Consider the following 14,385-nt stretch of genomic DNA (forward strand, 5'->3'; position numbering starts at 1 on the left):
CCTTTGGAGACTGAATTTGGCCGCCAGCGATAGGGGCGCCGGCCGAGCGGCGCAAGGGGGGATGGCCTCCCCTTTTCTGATGGGCAGATCAGCGAGGCAAAAGCAGGATGCGCTGGGCAATGCCCTCGAGCCTGCCTTCATCAACCGCTGCTGCGGGATTGTTCCACCCCAGGCTCAGCACCCAGTCGCGCCCGGCCTCGTCGCGAAGCAGCCAGGTGAGGTTGAGCACCCCCGGCTCGCTCCCGCCCTTGAAGCCGATATAGGGCCAGCGCGCCTTGATGCCGGGGCTGGCTGAGGGGTTGATCGCCATGATGCGGAAGGCCTCCGGATCGGCGGTCCGGCGCATGTGGGCAAACAGCCGGGCAAGATCGGCGGGCGAGGCAAACCATTCGAGCTGGAGCGCCTTGGGGCCTTGCGCGAAGCCGGCGGTGATCGTCTCGAGCGGCGGATCGCCGCTGGCAAGAAAGGTGGCAATGGCCGGATCGGCCAGCAGCGCGCGGGCGCCGCGCCCGGCGATCTCCTCGTTCTTGAGGCTCTTGAGCAGGAACAGCTCGCGGGTGGTGAGGAAGGGATCATTGGCAGAAGGATTGGCATGGCCGCTGTCCTTCATCGCCTTGAGGATGCGCTCACGGCCCAGCGTGGCGATGAGCTGGTCGGTCGCAGTGTTGTCGCTGACCGAGATCATCAGGCTGGCAAGCGTGTGGAGCGTGAGCGGCGCGCCCCCCGGCCAGTCCTGCAAGCGCCCGCTGGGATAGCTCCTTGCCCCGAGCCTCACCACGTCGCTCCACTTGCGCTGGCCCGCCTTCACCTCCTCGGCCAGCGCGGCGAGAATATAGAGCTTGAAGGCCGAGCCGAGCGCGAGGGGCGTGTCGGGATTGTGCGCGATCACCGGGGCGCCACCATCGAGCGGGGCGAACCAGGCATTGACGCTGCCGGGCAGGGCGGCAAGCTCGGCCACGATCGCCTCGGGAGTGTCGCCCGCCACGGCGACCGGCTCGATCGCGGTGAAGAGCAATTCGCTCACCTTGTTGTCCTCACCCGGATCGATCGCGATGCCGCCCTTGGCGAGGCCACGCGCGAAGCGGATGGCGAGCGCGGCGCGGGCGCCTTCGCGCGGGGTCAGCTCAGCAACGGAAAGCGCCGGGCCGAACTGCGCGGTGAGGCTGGCGATGAGGCCCTTGAGCTGGGCGGGGGGCACGGCCCTGAGGAAGCCCGCGGTGAACAGCGCCTCGGGTTCCACCTTGCCGTTGAGCAGCGCGACGACCTCCTCGGCGCGGGCGGCAAGCGGGGTCTTGGCAGCATCGGTGGCCTCGGCCGGCGCAGGCTCGGGCGGAGCGGGCGCAGCCCAGAGCGCGGCGGGGCTCAAGGCAAGCGCGAGCGCTGCGGCGGCAAACAGGGCACGGGGGATCATCGGCAGGTCTCCTTGGGGCTGGGCACTGGTTTAGAGCGAAGGCGGGGGCGAGCAAAGCGCCTCGATCCGGGCAAGTTCCGCGGCAAGTGCGCGCGCGGCGAGGCGATTGAGCACGAGGACGATCGCAAAGAGGCCGAAGGTGACGGCAAAGGGCCACAGCACGCCCTCCAGCGCCGCGCTCCAGCCCGCGCGCTCGGCCACGCGGGCGGTGACCGCGGCATAAAAGCCGGCAATGCCGGGCAGCAGCGGGGCAAGATACCAGCGCGGCACCGCCCGCAGCGCGGCGTGCTGGCGGCGATATTGGCGCGCAAGATGGGCAAGGCACGGCTCCTCGGGCAGGGCGGGCAGGTTCGTCGCCCGGCGGGCAAGATTGGCGAGCACGGCAAGAAGGCCGAGCGCGATCAGCACAAGGGCGGCAGCGATCAGCGCTTCGCCCCGGGCAGCGAAGAAGGCCGCCAGCGCACCCCACACCGGCAGCTGCACATAGGCGGCCCAGCGCTCGCGGCGGTTGCGCCGCGCGATCTGGCGGGCAAAGGCATCGGCACGCGCGGCGCAGGCGGCCGGATCGGTGAAGGTCGCATCGCCAGCAGCGGCGTGCCACAGCGGCAGGGGAGGGCTGCTCATCGGTCTTGCTCCGGTTGTTCGGGAAAGTTGAAATGGCGGGCGAGCAGGGCCTTGATCCGGTGTACCCGGACATTGATCGCACCCGGCGAAAGGCCGGTGATCTCGGCGATGGCGGCGGCGCTTTCGCCTTCGAGCCACAGCACGATTACCTGCATGTCGGGCGGGGGCAGGCGCCGGATCAGCGCGCCGAGCCGGGCAAGGGCGAGCGCCTCGGCGGTCTTGGCCTCGACATTGCCGGGATCGGGCAGATCGGCGATCTCCTCGAGCGCCACTCGCCGCGGGCCGCGCACCGCGCGGGCGACGTGATCGGCTGCGACATTGTGGGCGACACGATAGACCCAGGTCTTGAGCGCGGCGCGCCCGTCGAAGCGGGCAAGGCTGGCCCACAGCGCGCAGTGCATCTCCTGTTCGAGATCGCGCGCTCGCTCGGGATCGCGCTCGACCGTGCGGGCAAGGCGCGCGAGCGCCGGGGCAAAAGCGGCTCCGGCCTCGCGATAGAGCTGGTCTCGGGTGGGCGTCATGCTCCCTTTAGTCGGCGCGGCGGCGCCAATCTTACGCCGCCTCGAAGAAAAATCGCGCCGGCCCTGCCAATTCCTAGAGCCGCGGGGTCACGGCCAGCAGCACGAGGGTGAATTGCAAGCCCAGCATGATGATCGTCGCCCAGCGCCAGGCCGCCGCGGCCCCGGCCATGCCGCGCCGCCAGGTCCAGCCTGCGATCAACCCGCTCGCCAACCCGCCGAGCGCGATGGTGTAGATGCCACTCGCGCGCAGCAGCAGCACGAACAGGCCGCCCAGCACCAGCGCCTGCACGATCATCGCCGCGGTGAACCACACGATCGGCACCGGGCGATAGGCGCTGTCGGGCACTTCCCAATCGGGCAGCGAGGCATCGGGGCGTGAGAGGCGCCGATCCCCGGCAAGGATGTCCTCCTTGCGCGGATCGGGAAAGCGCCGCTCAGGCATCGATCAGCTCGGGATCGATCTCGGCGGCACGGTTCTGGATGAAGTTGAAGCGGTGCTCCGGGTTGCGGCCCATCAGCTCATCGACCAGCCGGGCAACGCTGGCGCGCTGCTCGTACTCGGCCGGCAGAGTGATGCGGATGAGGCTGCGGGTTTCGGGCGCCATGGTGGTTTCGCGCAATTGCTGCGGGTTCATCTCGCCCAGGCCCTTGAAGCGCGCGACCTCGACCTTCTTGCCCTTGAACACCGTGGCTTCCAGCTCGGCGCGGTGGGCATCATCGCGGGCATAGCGGCTCTCCTTGCCCGCGGTGAGGCGGTAGAGCGGCGGCTGAGCCAGGAACAGGTGCCCGCGCCGCACCACCTCGGGCATTTCCTGGAAGAAGAAGGTCATCAGCAAGGTGGCAATGTGGGCGCCATCGACATCGGCATCGGTCATGATGATGATGCGGTCATAGCGCAGGTTATCCGGGTTGCAGTCCTTGCGCGTGCCGCAGCCGAGCGCGAGGACGAGGTCGGCAATTTCGGAATTGGCGCGGATCTTGTCGGCGCTGGCCGAGGCGACGTTGAGGATCTTGCCGCGGATCGGCAGGATCGCCTGGCTCTTGCGATCGCGCGCCTGCTTGGCGCTGCCGCCGGCGCTGTCGCCCTCGACGATGAACAGCTCGGTCTCGCGCCCGCCTTCGCCCGAACAATCGGTGAGCTTGCCGGGCAGGCGCAGCTTCCTGGCGTTGGTCGCGCTCTTGCGCTTGATCTCGCGCTCGGCCTTGCGCTTCAGGCGCTCGTCCATGCGCTCCATCACCTCGCCGAGCAGCGCCTTGCCCCGCTCGATATTGTCGGCAAGGAAATGGTCGAAATGGTCGCGCACCGCATTCTCGACGAGGCGCGCGGCCTCGGGCGAGGTCAGGCGGTCCTTGGTCTGCGACTGGAATTGCGGATCGCGGATGAAGACCGAGAGCATCACCTCGGCGCCGGTCATCACGTCATCGGCGGTGATGTCCTTGGCCTTCTTCTGGCCGACCAGCTCGCCAAAGGCGCGCAAGGCGCGCGTCAGCGCGCTGCGCAGGCCCTGTTCGTGGGTGCCGCCATCGGGCGTGGGCACGGTGTTGCAATACCAGCTCGTTGCCCCATCGGAGTAGAGCGGCCAAGCGATCGCCCATTCCACCCGCCCCTGCGGCACCCCGTCCAGAGCCGGAAATTCCTGGCTGCCGGTGAAGGGCTGGGCGGTGACACATTCGCGCCCTGCAAGCTGTTCGGCCAGGTGATCGGCAAGCCCGCCGGGAAAGCGGAACACCGCCTCGGCTGGCACCTCCTCGCTGGCGAGGCTGGGGGCGCATTTCCAGCGGATTTCCACCCCGGCAAACAGATAGGCCTTGGAGCGGGCGAGGCGGAACAGCCGCTTGGGGTTGAACTGCCGATCACCGAAGATCTCGGGATCGGGGGTGAAGCTCACCGTGGTGCCGCGCCGGTTGGGCGTGGGGCCAAGCTGCTGGAGCGGCCCCAGCGTCACCCCGCGGGCAAATTCCTGGGCATAGAGCTGGCGATCGCGCGCCACCTCGACACGCGTATGGGCCGAAAGCGCGTTGACCACGCTCACCCCCACGCCGTGCAGCCCGCCGCTGGTGGCATAGGCCTTCCCCGAGAACTTGCCGCCCGAATGGAGCGTGGAAAGGATCACCTCGAGCGTCGACTTGCCCGGGAACTTGGGATGTTCTTCCACCGGGATGCCGCGGCCATTATCGGCGATGGTGAGGCGGTTGCCCTCCTCGAGGCGCATCTCGATGCGGGTGGCATGGCCGGCCACCGCCTCGTCCATGGCATTGTCGAGCACTTCGGCGGCAAGGTGGTGGAGCGCGCGGTCATCGGTGCCGCCGATATACATGCCCGGGCGGCGGCGCACGGGTTCCAGCCCCTCGAGCACCTCGATCGCGCTGGCATCATAATCCCCGCTCGAGGCAGGGGTGTTGGCAAACAGATCGTCGGGAGTGGTATCGGCCATGGGGCAAGCCTATAGGCCCGCGCCCGGCCCCCGAACAAGCTGTGGGGCGCGGTTTTGCTCAGCCGCCAAAGCCGCTTGGCGCCGGATCGACCACGCGCACCTCGCCGCGGCCCACCTCGCGCACTTCGAACGCGCGCTCGGCCACGCCGTTGCGGGCAAAGCGAAAAGGGCCATCAACCCCGAGAAACCCGCCCTTGTCGAACAGCTCGCCCTTGGGGAAGGGGCTGCCCACCTTCCAGTCGCGCGCCACGCGCAAGGTGAGCAGCACCGCATCATAGCCCAGCGTTGCCACCCGGTGGGGCTGGGCGCCGAAGCGCGCGGCATAGCTGTCGGCAAAGCGGCGGTAGCGCTGGTCGGACACGGCGGCGAACAGCGCGCCCTCGGCAGCGGCAGACTTGGCAAGCGCCGCCTCGCCGCTCCACAGCTCGGTGCCGATCAGGCGCGCGCGACCCCGCTCGCCGCGGCGCAGCTCGCCCGCCGCCTCGAGCGCGAGCCGGGCGCTGTCGGCGATCAGCACGGCATCATAGCCCCCCGCCGCGCGCAGCCGGGCGGCGGCGCTGACGATCGAGGTGTTGCCGCGGGCATAGGTCTCGCGCCGCACCATCACCCCGCCGAGTTCGCGCAGCGCGCTCTCGAGCGCGGCGGCGGCGCGCGTGCCATAATCGCCCTCGGGCACCAGCGCGGCAAAGCGGTTCGCACCGCGCGCGCGGGCGAAGGCGACGCTGCGGCGGATCGATTGCTCTGGCAGCTGGCCAAGCACGAAGACATCGGGCCCGGCAATACTGCTGTCATTGGCAAAGGCGATCACCGGCACCCGCGCCGGCCGCGCCGCCGCTGCCACCGCCGGCACGGCATCGGCCATCAGCGGCCCGAGAATGAGCTTGTTGCCATCCGCGATCGCCTGGCGCGCGGCCTCGGCAGCGCCGGTGGCGGTGTCATAGGTGGTGATGCGCAGGTTCTCGGCGCTGGTGTCGAGCAGCGCCATGGTGGTGGCATTGGCGATCGCCTGGCCGACCGGCGCGGCCTCGCCGCTCATCGGCACGAGCAGGGCAATGCGATGCCGACCGCTGTCGGTAGGAAGCACAGTGGCCGAAGGCTCGGGCGTCGGGGCAGGCGGGGCAGTGGCGACCTCGCTCTTGGGGATCATCTGGCACCCTGCTGCGAGCAGCGCTCCCCCTGCAAGCGCGAGGCTGCGCCCGCCAAGGCGCGCGCGCCAGGTTTGGAGCCAGCCGCGCCAGCCCCGGGATTGTGTTGTGCCTTGATGCTTCATTCTTGCCGACCCCTCACCCTTGCGCCATGGAACCTGCCGTGACACCTGCAGCCCTGCCTTCGCTCCCGCTTGCCGCGCAGCCGCTTACCCCCGGGCTCTATATTGTTGCCACCCCGATTGGCAATCTTGGCGACATCACCCTGCGCGCGCTTGCGGTGCTGCGGGGCGCGGCGCTGGTGGCCTGCGAGGACACGCGGGTGACGGGACGCCTCCTCAACCATTTCGGCATCAAGGCGCGGCTCCAGCGGCTTGACGATCATGCCCCGGCAGAAGTGCGCGCCCGGGTGATCGACGAGGCACGGGGTGCCCCGGTGGCGCTGGCGAGCGATGCGGGAACGCCGCTCGTCTCCGATCCCGGCTTTCGCCTGGTGCGCGAGGCGCGCGCGGCGGGGGTGCCGGTGATCGCCGTGCCCGGCCCCTGCGCTGCGATCGCCGCGCTGACGATCGCCGGGCTGCCGTCTGACCGCTTCCTGTTTGCCGGCTTCCTGCCCCCGCGCGATGGGGCGCGGCGCGCCGTGCTCGAGGAGTTGTCGGGGGTGGCTGCCAGCCTCGTCTTCTACGAGACCGCCCCGCGGCTCTTGAAGAGCCTGCAGGCGATCGCGGCGCTCTGGCCCGGGCGGGAGGTGGCGGTGGCGCGCGAGCTGACCAAGCTGCACGAGGAATGCCGCAGCGGCAGCGCGGCGGCCCTTGCCGAGCACTACGCCGCCCATCCTCCAAGGGGAGAGATCGTGCTGATCGTCGGCCCGCCTGCTGCCCAGGAAGCCCCGGCGCCGGGCGCGCATGCCGACAGCGCGCCGGATACCGACGCGCTCCTGCGCGCCGCGCTCGCCCATGCCGGGCCGGGCAAGGCGGCGGGCAAGGTCGCGCGCGCAACGGGGCTTGACCGCGCGGCGCTCTACGCCCGGGCGCTGGAACTCAAGGGCGAATGAGCACGCCCCGCACACCCGAGATGCGCCGCGAGGCCGACAGCCGGGGCCGCGAGGGCGAGGCGGAGGCGGCGCTGTGGCTCGCTGGGCAGGGCTGGCAGATCCTCGCCGAGCGGGTCAAGACCAGGGCAGGCGAGATCGACCTCATCGCCAGGCGCGACGGCCTTGTCGCCTTTGTCGAGGTCAAGTGGCGCGCCCGCGCCGCCGCGCTCGCCGAGGCGATCGACGAGCGCCGCCTCGCGCGGGTCGCCGCGGCGGTCGAGCTGGTGTGGCAGGATTACGTGACTGAGGGCGAGGATATCCGCATCGACGTGATCCTGCTTGCGCCCGGCCGCAAGCCCGCCCACATCGCCAATGCCTGGATGCCCTTTTGCTGATCCCCTAACGGAGCTTGCCCAATGAGCCTGCGCGTCGCTGTCCAGATGGACCCGATCGAGAGCATCAATATCGCTGGCGACAGTTCCTTCGCGCTGATGCTGAGCGCGCAATCGCGCGGCTATCGGCTCTATGAATATCAGGTCGAAAGCCTCACGCTCGATGCCGATGATCGCCTCCATGCCGAGGCCTGGCCCGTCACCGTGCAGCGCGTCGAGGGCGATCACTTCCGCCGCGGCGAGAGGGTTCGGCTCGATCTTGGCCGGGATGTCGATGTGGTGCTGATGCGCCAGGATCCCCCGTTCCACATGGGCTATATCACCGCCACCCACCTGCTCGAGCGCATCCGCCACGAGACGCTGGTGGTCAACGATCCGGTGAGCGTGCGCAATGCTCCGGAAAAGGTGATGGTGCTGAACTATCGCCATTTCATGCCGCCCACACTGGTGACGCGCAGCGTGGCCGAGGTGCGGCGCTTCATGGCCGAGCACGGGGCGATCGTGGTCAAGCCCATCCACGGCAATGGCGGCAAGGCGATCTTCCGCGTGCCCGAAAACGGCGAGAACCTCTCGGCCCTGTTCGAGGTGTTCAACCAGACCTGGCCCGAGCCGCACATGGTGCAGCCCTTCCTTCCCGAGGTGGCACAAGGCGACAAGCGCATCGTGCTCGTCGATGGCGAGGTTGCGGGCGCGATCAACCGCCTGCCGGGCGCGGGCGAGTTCCGCAGCAACCTGGCCATGGGCGGCAGCGCCCAGCCAACCACGCTGACCGAGCGCGAGCAGGAGATCTGCGCCGCGCTCGGGCCCGATCTCAAGCGCCTCGGCCTCATCTTCGTCGGCATCGACGTGATCGGGGAGAAGTGGCTGACCGAGATCAATGTCACCTCGCCCACCGGCATTGTCGCCATCGATCGCTTCAACGGCACTGATACCGCGGGCAGGATCTGGGACGCGATCGAACGCCGCCTTGCCGCGCGTGCCAAGGCCGCCTAACGCCTTTGCCCAGACAACCCAAAAAGCCCCCGCGCCATGACCCAGTTTCTCCTCAGCCTGCTCGACAAGGGCGGCTATCTCGGCATCTTCGTGCTGATGATCCTCGAAAACGTGTTTCCGCCGATCCCTTCGGAGGTGATCCTCGTGGGGGCGGGGGCGCTGGTCGAGCAGGGGCGGATGGACGCCTATCTCCTGTGGATCGTCGCCACCGCGGGGACGCTGGCGGGTAACCTGTTCTGGTTCTGGCTCGGCGCGCGCTGGAGCGAGGAGACCCTGAAGCGGGTGATCGACCGTTGGGGCCGCTGGCTTACCTTCGAATGGGACGAGTTCCTCTCCGCCCGGCGGATGTTCCGCAAATATGGGGACGGGATTGTCTTCACCCTGCGGTTTTCGCCGATACTGCGCACCATCGTCTCGCTGCCGGCGGGCCTGGCGCGGATGAAGCTGTGGCGCTTTTGCCTCTTCACCTTCCTCGGCTCGCTGATCTGGAATGGCCTTCTCATCCTCGGCGGACAGGCGCTGGCCGGGCTGATCACCCGCTACGAGAAACTCGCCGGCTATGTGGTGGTGGCGATCGTGCTCGGCGGGGTGCTGTTCTATCTCTACCGCGTCATCACCTGGAAGCCGGTGAAGGCGCATGAGGGCGGGGACAGCGGCGCCTAGCCGCGCGGATGGGCCTTGCGATACTGGTCGAGCAGCTGGGCGGCATCGACCCTGGTGTAGATCTGGGTCGAGCCGAGCGAAGCGTGGCCGAGCAGTTCCTGAAGCGCGCGCAGATCCGCCCCGGCGCCGAGCAGGTGGGTGGCGAAGGAATGCCTGAGCGCGTGCGGGGTGGCGCTTTCGGGCAGGCCGAGCGCGCGGCGCGCGGCGGCAACGGCGCGCTGAACCATGCCTGGTGAGAGCGGCCCGCCCTTGGCGCCGCGAAACAGCGGCGCATCGCGCGTGAGCGGCCAGGGGCACTGCCGCACATAGTCTGCCACGGCGGCGCGGGTGATCGGCAGCACCGGCACCAGCCGCTGCTTGCCGCCCTTGCCCCGCACCAGCAGCACTTCGCCGAGCGGCTGATCGCCGCCTTTGAGCGCCAGCGCCTCGGCAATCCGCAGGCCTGAGCCATAGAGCAGCAGCAGCACCGCCCGGTCGCGCGCCCCGATCCACTCGGTTGACGCGCTTTCCTCGACCGTCTCGGCCAGGCTCACCGCCTCGTCCGGGGTGACGGGACGGGGCAGGCCCTTCTTGAGCCGCGGCCCGCGCAGCCGCGGCGCGGCGGGATCGGGATCGCCCGCCTGGCCGCGGGCAAAGGCGATGAAGGCCTTGAGCGCCGAAAGCTCGCGCGCGGCGCTGGTATTGGCAAGGCCCTCGGCCCGGCGCGCGGCGAGGAAGGCACGCAGGTGATGCGCCTCGATCCGCGCGAGGCTGTCCCAGTCGTGGCAGGCCTGCGCCGCCACCAGCCGCGCTGCGGCGGCGACATAGGCGCGCACCGTGTGGGGCGAGCGGCGCAGATTGTCGGCCAGATGCGCGCGCCAGGCGGCGAGAAGATCGGCCCCGCTCATGCCGCCACCAGCTCATCGGCGACCAGTTCGGCCAGCACGGCATCGAGCACGCTGCGGCCTTGCGGCTCCACCCCGATGCGCGCACCCGCGCGCCAGACAAGCCCGAGCCGTGCGAGCCGGGCGAGCGCGCCCGCGTCAACCAGCGCTTCCGGGGGAAGGCCAAAGCGTGCGGCCAGCGCGGCAAGATCGACGCCCTCGACAAGACGCAGGCCCATCAGCAGCGCCTCGGCGGCCTGCTCCTCGGCGCTGAGCGCGCGCGCCTCGGCGATCCCGTGGCCCTGGGCGGCGACGGCTTTGAGGAAGCTTTCGGGCTTCTTGTGCCGCACCGTTGCCACGCCGCCGCGCCGCCCATGGGCGCCGGGGCCGATCCCGACATAGTCCTGATAGCGCCAATAGGTGAGGTTGTGGCGGCTCTCCTGCCCGGCTCGGGCATGGTTGCTGATCTCGTAGGCAGGCAGGCCCGCAGCCGCGCACAGGTCTTGCGTGATGCCGAAAAGCTCGGCCGCCACATCATCATCGAGCGGCCTCAAGCGCCCGCGCCGCACCTCGGCGGCAAAGCGCGTACCCGGCTCGATGGTGAGCTGGTAGAGCGACAGATGCGCGGTGCCAAAGCCGAGCGCGCGCTTGAGCTGCTGCTCCCACAAGGCGGGCGTGTGGCCGGGCAGGGCATAGATGAGATCGAAGCTGACCCGGCCAAAATGGGCCTGCGCGGTCTCGAGCGCGCGCAGCGCCTCATCTGCCCCGTGCAGCCTTCCGAGAAAGGCAAGCTCACCGTCATCGAGCGCTTGCACCCCGAGCGAGATGCGGTTGACCCCGGCCACGGCGAGATCGGCAAAGCGGCCTGCCTCGACCGACGAGGGATTGGCCTCGAGCGTGATCTCGATCTTCCGGTCAAGGCCCCACAGCTGCTCGGCCTCAGCGATCAATGCGGCGACCAGATCGGGCGGCATCAGCGAAGGCGTGCCTCCGCCGAAGAAGATCGAGGTGAGCGGGCCGGTTGCGGCAAGCTGCGCCTCAAAGCGCATGTCGGCAATCAGCGCCGCCTGCCAGGCGGCCACGTCCACCCCGCCACGCACGTGCGAGTTGAAATCGCAATAGGGGCACTTCCTGGCGCAGAAGGGCCAATGGATATAGAGCGCGCGGGCCATGCGCGCAGTCTAGCCGGCGAACTGCGCGGCGACCAGCTTGGCAAAGGCGGCAGCGCGGTGGCTGATCGCGTGCTTTTCTTCCGGCGCGATCTCGGCGAAGGTCTCAGTCCTTCCCTGCGGCACGAACACCGGATCATAGCCAAAGCCCAGGGTGCCGCGCGGCGGCCAGGTGAGGCGCCCCGCGCAGGTGCCTTCATAGATGGCATAGTCGCCATCGGGCCAGGCCAGCGCCAGCGCGCAGTGGAAGGCGGCGGAACGGTCGACGTCTGGGCCGCGCTCGGCCAGCATCCCTTCGACCTTGCCCATCGCCATATACCAATCGCGCCCCGGCGGGCCTTCAAACCACTGCCGCTCGGCCCAGTCGGCGGTATAGACCCCGGGGCGGCCATCAAGCGCCGCAACGCTCAGCCCACTGTCATCGGCAAGCGCAGCCAGCCCCGAGGCCTCTGCCGCGGCGCGCGCCTTGATCAGCGCGTTTTCGGCAAAGCTGCGCCCGGTCTCGGCCGGCTCGGGCAGGCCCAGCGCCCCGGCGGACAGGCAGGTGACTCCGTAGGGGCCAAGCAGCGCGCTGATTTCCTTGAGCTTGCCGGCATTGTGGGTGGCGATCACCAACCGGCCCGCGCCAAGGCGACGGGCGGCATCGGCGCTCATCGCACCGCCTCGGCCTGGGCGGCAAAGATGCGCTCGCACCCGATCCGGGCGAGGCGCAAGAGCCGCAGCAGCGCCTCCTCGTCATAGGTTGCGCCCTCGGCGGTGGCCTGCACTTCGGCGATCTGCCCGCCGGAAAGCAGCACGAAATTGCCATCGGCCTCGGCGCGCGAATCCTCATCGTAATCAAGGTCGAGCACCGGCGTGCCCTGGAAGATCCCGCAGGACACCGCCGCCACCTGCGCCATGATCGGATCCTCGCGCAGCTCGCCCGAAGCGATCAGGCCATTGACCGCGAGGCGCAGCGCCACCCAGGCGCCCGAGATCGCCGCGGTGCGGGTGCCGCCATCGGCCTGGAGCACATCGCAATCGAGCGTGATCTGCCGCTCGCCAAGCTTCTTGAGATCGACCACCGCGCGCAAGGAACGGCCGATAAGCCGCTGGATTTCCTGCGTACGGCCCGATTGCTTGCCCTTGGCCGCCTCGCGCGCCGTACGGCTGTGGGTGGCGCGCGGGAGCATCGCATATTCCCCCGTCACCCAGCCTTCGCCCTTGCCCCTGAGCCACGGCGGCACGTTCTTCTCGACGCTCGCGGTGCACAGCACCTTGGTATCGCCAAAGGCGATGAGGCACGCGCCTTCGGCATGCCGGGTAAAGCCGGTCTCGATGGTGATGGCGCGCATTTCATCGGGCGCGCGTCCGGATGGGCGCATGGGGCAACTCCGTATGGGAACTGGCGCGCCTTTAGGCACCGGCCCCTTGTCGCGGCAAGCGCAAACACTATGGTGGGAAGTGATGAATGCGCCGCCTGTCACCGAATTGACCGCCCGCGCGCGCGAAATCTTCCGCCGCGTGGTTGAGGAATATCTCGAACATGGCCAGCCGGTGGGCTCGAAGACGCTCGCGGCTGATGGCACGCTCAATCTCTCGCCCGCCTCGATCCGCTCGGTGCTGGCCGATCTCGAGGCGCTGGGCCTGCTCGCCGCTCCGCACACCAGCGCCGGGCGGATGCCCACCGATGCGGGCCTGCGGATCTTCGTCGATGGCATGATGCGCGTCGCCGAGCCGACCCGCGAGGAGCAGGCGGCGATCGAGGCGCGCCTCGCCGAGGCCGGGCCGCTCGAGGCGGCGCTGCACCAGGCGAGCGCGATCCTCTCCGATCTCTCGGGCGCGGCCGGGATGGTGCTGGTCGCCCCGCGCGAGCAGCGCCTCGCCCAGTTCAGCCTCGTCGATCTCGGCCAGGGGCGGGCTTTGGCGGTGCTGGTGGGCGAGGATGGCGGGATCGAGAACCGCATCATCTCGCTCGGCGGCGCAATCGCCCCTGGCGCGCTCGAGCGGGCCTCGAACTTCATCACCGCCCGGCTGGCAGGCCGCACCCTTGCCGAAGCGGCCCAGGCTATGCGTGCCGAGATCGCCGCCGGGCGCTCGCAGCTCGATGATGCCAGCCGCGACCTCGTTGAGCGGGGCCTTGCGGTGTGGAGCGAGGATGCCGCGCGCCGCCCGGTGCTGATCGTGCGCGGCGCGGCCAACCTGCTCGATGAGGCCGCGCTTGGCGATGTCGAGCGGGTGCGGATGCTGCTCGAGGACCTTGAAAACAAGCAGGCGATCGCCGAAGTGCTCGAAAGCGCGCGCGAGGCAGAGGCGACGCGGATCTTCATCGGCAGCGAGAACCGCCTGTTTGCGCTCACCGGCTCGGCGGTGATCGCCTCGCCCTATCGCGATCGCGAGGGCCGGGTGGTGGGCGTGCTCGGGGTGATCGGGCCAACCCGGTTGAATTACGCCCGGGTTGTCCCCATGGTGGATCTGACTGCCCGATCGCTGGGCAAGCTTATCGCTTGAGGGAAAGCAGCAAGACATGAACGAGAACGACAAGCCGCTCGACCAGGCGGCGGAAGCCGAATTGCAGGGCGTGCCCGAGGAACTGCGCGAGGGCGCCGCGGCGGATGAAACCGCGCCGCTCAACGAAGCGCTTGAAAGCCTCAAGCGCGATCTTGAGGCTGCGCGGCAGGACGTGCTCTATGCCCAGGCCGAAACCCAGAACGTGCGCCGCCGGCTCGAACGCGAGAAGGAGGAGGCGCGGGCCTATGCCGCGACTGGCTTTGCCCGCGATATCCTGAGCGTGGCTGACAACCTCGCACGCGCGATCGAAGCGATTCCGCAGTCCCTGCGCGAGGATGAGAGCATGAAGGGCCTCATCACCGGACTCGAGGCGACCCAACGCGAGCTGGAAAAGGTCTTTGCCAGCCACGGCATCACCCGGATTGCCGCGGTCGGCCTGCCGCTCGATCCCAATCGCCACCAGGCAATGATCGAGGTGCCGAGCGCCGAACACGAACCGGGCACGGTGGTGTCGGAATTGCAATCCGGCTGGATGATCAAGGACCGCCTGCTGCGCGCGGCGATGGTGGCGGTGGCCAAGGCGGTCGCGCCCGAAGGCGAGCCAGCGCCTGATCAAACGGCACAATAGGCCAAGCGGGCCAGGCAC

The 14,385-nt window shown here is 69.4% G+C and carries 16 protein-coding genes; 6 read left to right on the top strand and 10 right to left on the bottom strand.

The features are described from left to right. Positions 1 to 88: 88 nt before the first annotated feature. The 6 genes from G524_RS0100745 to G524_RS14570 all read right to left on the bottom strand — a co-directional run bounded on the left by G524_RS0100745 (position 89) and on the right by G524_RS14570 (position 6,138). Positions 89 to 1,411, bottom strand: coding sequence for a serine hydrolase (locus tag G524_RS0100745; protein ID WP_027441987.1), 1,323 nt, complete (start codon positions 1,409 to 1,411; stop codon positions 89 to 91). A gap of 30 nt (positions 1,412 to 1,441) precedes the next feature. After that, a complete protein-coding gene (locus G524_RS14565) occupies positions 1,442 to 2,035 on the bottom strand; it encodes a hypothetical protein (RefSeq protein WP_051220800.1) in 594 nt (197 codons plus the stop codon). Beyond that, on the bottom strand, positions 2,032 to 2,556 hold the full coding sequence (locus G524_RS0100755) for an RNA polymerase sigma factor (protein WP_027441988.1): 525 nt from the start codon (positions 2,554 to 2,556) through the stop codon (positions 2,032 to 2,034). The genes G524_RS14565 and G524_RS0100755 overlap by 4 nt, the downstream gene beginning before the upstream one ends. A 73-nt stretch (positions 2,557 to 2,629) precedes the next feature. Further along, positions 2,630 to 2,998 (bottom strand): hypothetical protein, encoded by a 369-nt coding sequence (locus tag G524_RS0100760; protein ID WP_027441989.1) that lies wholly within the window; start codon positions 2,996 to 2,998, stop codon positions 2,630 to 2,632. Beyond that, a complete protein-coding gene (parE, locus tag G524_RS0100765) occupies positions 2,991 to 4,991 on the bottom strand; it encodes a DNA topoisomerase IV subunit B (RefSeq protein WP_027441990.1) in 2,001 nt (666 codons plus the stop codon). Before parE ends, G524_RS0100760 begins: the two co-directional genes overlap by 8 nt. 58 nt (positions 4,992 to 5,049) lie before the next feature. Further along, complete coding sequence (locus G524_RS14570; protein ID WP_051220857.1) at positions 5,050 to 6,138, bottom strand: penicillin-binding protein activator; 1,089 nt, start codon at positions 6,136 to 6,138, stop codon at positions 5,050 to 5,052. Between the two features lie 161 nt (positions 6,139 to 6,299). Between G524_RS14570 and rsmI the strand changes: the two genes are divergently transcribed. The 4 genes from rsmI to G524_RS0100790 are packed head-to-tail and all read left to right on the top strand — an operon-like array spanning position 6,300 to position 9,217. After that, complete coding sequence (gene rsmI / locus G524_RS0100775) at positions 6,300 to 7,190, top strand: 16S rRNA (cytidine(1402)-2'-O)-methyltransferase (protein ID WP_027441991.1); 891 nt, start codon at positions 6,300 to 6,302, stop codon at positions 7,188 to 7,190. Beyond that, on the top strand, positions 7,187 to 7,564 hold the full coding sequence (locus G524_RS0100780; protein ID WP_245561248.1) for a YraN family protein: 378 nt from the start codon (positions 7,187 to 7,189) through the stop codon (positions 7,562 to 7,564). Before rsmI ends, G524_RS0100780 begins: the two co-directional genes overlap by 4 nt. A 21-nt stretch (positions 7,565 to 7,585) precedes the next feature. Further along, positions 7,586 to 8,554: a glutathione synthase gene (gene gshB / locus G524_RS0100785; RefSeq protein WP_027441993.1), complete on the top strand. Its 969-nt coding sequence runs from the start codon at positions 7,586 to 7,588 to the stop codon at positions 8,552 to 8,554. A 36-nt stretch (positions 8,555 to 8,590) separates the two neighbouring features. Beyond that, positions 8,591 to 9,217: a DedA family protein gene (locus G524_RS0100790; protein ID WP_027441994.1), complete on the top strand. Its 627-nt coding sequence runs from the start codon at positions 8,591 to 8,593 to the stop codon at positions 9,215 to 9,217. On the opposite strand, the gene G524_RS0100795 is transcribed toward G524_RS0100790, so the two are convergent. The 4 genes from G524_RS0100795 to rph are packed head-to-tail and all read right to left on the bottom strand — an operon-like array spanning position 9,214 to position 12,613. Further along, a complete protein-coding gene (locus G524_RS0100795) occupies positions 9,214 to 10,104 on the bottom strand; it encodes a tyrosine recombinase XerC (protein WP_027441995.1) in 891 nt (296 codons plus the stop codon). The genes G524_RS0100790 and G524_RS0100795 overlap by 4 nt on opposite strands. Then, a complete protein-coding gene (gene hemW / locus G524_RS0100800; RefSeq protein ID WP_027441996.1) occupies positions 10,101 to 11,252 on the bottom strand; it encodes a radical SAM family heme chaperone HemW in 1,152 nt (383 codons plus the stop codon). The genes G524_RS0100795 and hemW overlap by 4 nt, the downstream gene beginning before the upstream one ends. A gap of 9 nt (positions 11,253 to 11,261) precedes the next feature. Continuing rightward, positions 11,262 to 11,903, bottom strand: coding sequence for an RdgB/HAM1 family non-canonical purine NTP pyrophosphatase (gene rdgB / locus G524_RS0100805; RefSeq protein WP_027441997.1), 642 nt, complete (start codon positions 11,901 to 11,903; stop codon positions 11,262 to 11,264). After that, a complete protein-coding gene (gene rph / locus G524_RS0100810) occupies positions 11,900 to 12,613 on the bottom strand; it encodes a ribonuclease PH (protein WP_027441998.1) in 714 nt (237 codons plus the stop codon). The genes rdgB and rph overlap by 4 nt, the downstream gene beginning before the upstream one ends. Before the next feature lie 82 nt (positions 12,614 to 12,695). Here rph and hrcA point away from each other — a divergent pair, with 82 nt between their 5' ends. Next, a complete protein-coding gene (gene hrcA, locus G524_RS0100815; RefSeq protein WP_027441999.1) occupies positions 12,696 to 13,739 on the top strand; it encodes a heat-inducible transcriptional repressor HrcA in 1,044 nt (347 codons plus the stop codon). A gap of 16 nt (positions 13,740 to 13,755) precedes the next feature. Beyond that, positions 13,756 to 14,367: a nucleotide exchange factor GrpE gene (locus G524_RS0100820; RefSeq protein ID WP_027442000.1), complete on the top strand. Its 612-nt coding sequence runs from the start codon at positions 13,756 to 13,758 to the stop codon at positions 14,365 to 14,367. The last annotated feature ends 18 nt before the right edge of the window (positions 14,368 to 14,385 follow it).

This window comes from Erythrobacter cryptus DSM 12079 (assembly GCF_000422985.1).
Taxonomy (GTDB): domain Bacteria; phylum Pseudomonadota; class Alphaproteobacteria; order Sphingomonadales; family Sphingomonadaceae; genus Erythrobacter; species Erythrobacter cryptus.

Excerpts from the sequence above, each read along its gene's own strand:
- rdgB (WP_027441997.1), bottom strand. The coding sequence starts at position 11,903 with ATGAGCGCCGATGCCGCCCGTCGCCTTGGCGCGGGCCGGTTGGTGATC.
- G524_RS0100790 (WP_027441994.1), top strand. The coding sequence starts at position 8,591 with ATGACCCAGTTTCTCCTCAGCCTGCTCGACAAGGGCGGCTATCTCGGC.
- G524_RS14570 (WP_051220857.1), bottom strand. The coding sequence starts at position 6,138 with ATGATCCCCAAGAGCGAGGTCGCCACTGCCCCGCCTGCCCCGACGCCC.
- G524_RS0100745 (WP_027441987.1), bottom strand. The coding sequence starts at position 1,411 with ATGATCCCCCGTGCCCTGTTTGCCGCCGCAGCGCTCGCGCTTGCCTTG.
- rph (WP_027441998.1), bottom strand. The coding sequence starts at position 12,613 with ATGCGCCCATCCGGACGCGCGCCCGATGAAATGCGCGCCATCACCATC.
- hrcA (WP_027441999.1), top strand. The coding sequence starts at position 12,696 with ATGAATGCGCCGCCTGTCACCGAATTGACCGCCCGCGCGCGCGAAATC.
- G524_RS0100760 (WP_027441989.1), bottom strand. The coding sequence starts at position 2,998 with ATGCCTGAGCGGCGCTTTCCCGATCCGCGCAAGGAGGACATCCTTGCC.
- G524_RS0100780 (WP_245561248.1), top strand. The coding sequence starts at position 7,187 with ATGAGCACGCCCCGCACACCCGAGATGCGCCGCGAGGCCGACAGCCGG.
- G524_RS0100755 (WP_027441988.1), bottom strand. The coding sequence starts at position 2,556 with ATGACGCCCACCCGAGACCAGCTCTATCGCGAGGCCGGAGCCGCTTTT.
- G524_RS0100795 (WP_027441995.1), bottom strand. The coding sequence starts at position 10,104 with ATGAGCGGGGCCGATCTTCTCGCCGCCTGGCGCGCGCATCTGGCCGAC.
- hemW (WP_027441996.1), bottom strand. The coding sequence starts at position 11,252 with ATGGCCCGCGCGCTCTATATCCATTGGCCCTTCTGCGCCAGGAAGTGC.
- parE (WP_027441990.1), bottom strand. The coding sequence starts at position 4,991 with ATGGCCGATACCACTCCCGACGATCTGTTTGCCAACACCCCTGCCTCG.
- G524_RS0100820 (WP_027442000.1), top strand. The coding sequence starts at position 13,756 with ATGAACGAGAACGACAAGCCGCTCGACCAGGCGGCGGAAGCCGAATTG.
- gshB (WP_027441993.1), top strand. The coding sequence starts at position 7,586 with ATGAGCCTGCGCGTCGCTGTCCAGATGGACCCGATCGAGAGCATCAAT.
- G524_RS14565 (WP_051220800.1), bottom strand. The coding sequence starts at position 2,035 with ATGAGCAGCCCTCCCCTGCCGCTGTGGCACGCCGCTGCTGGCGATGCG.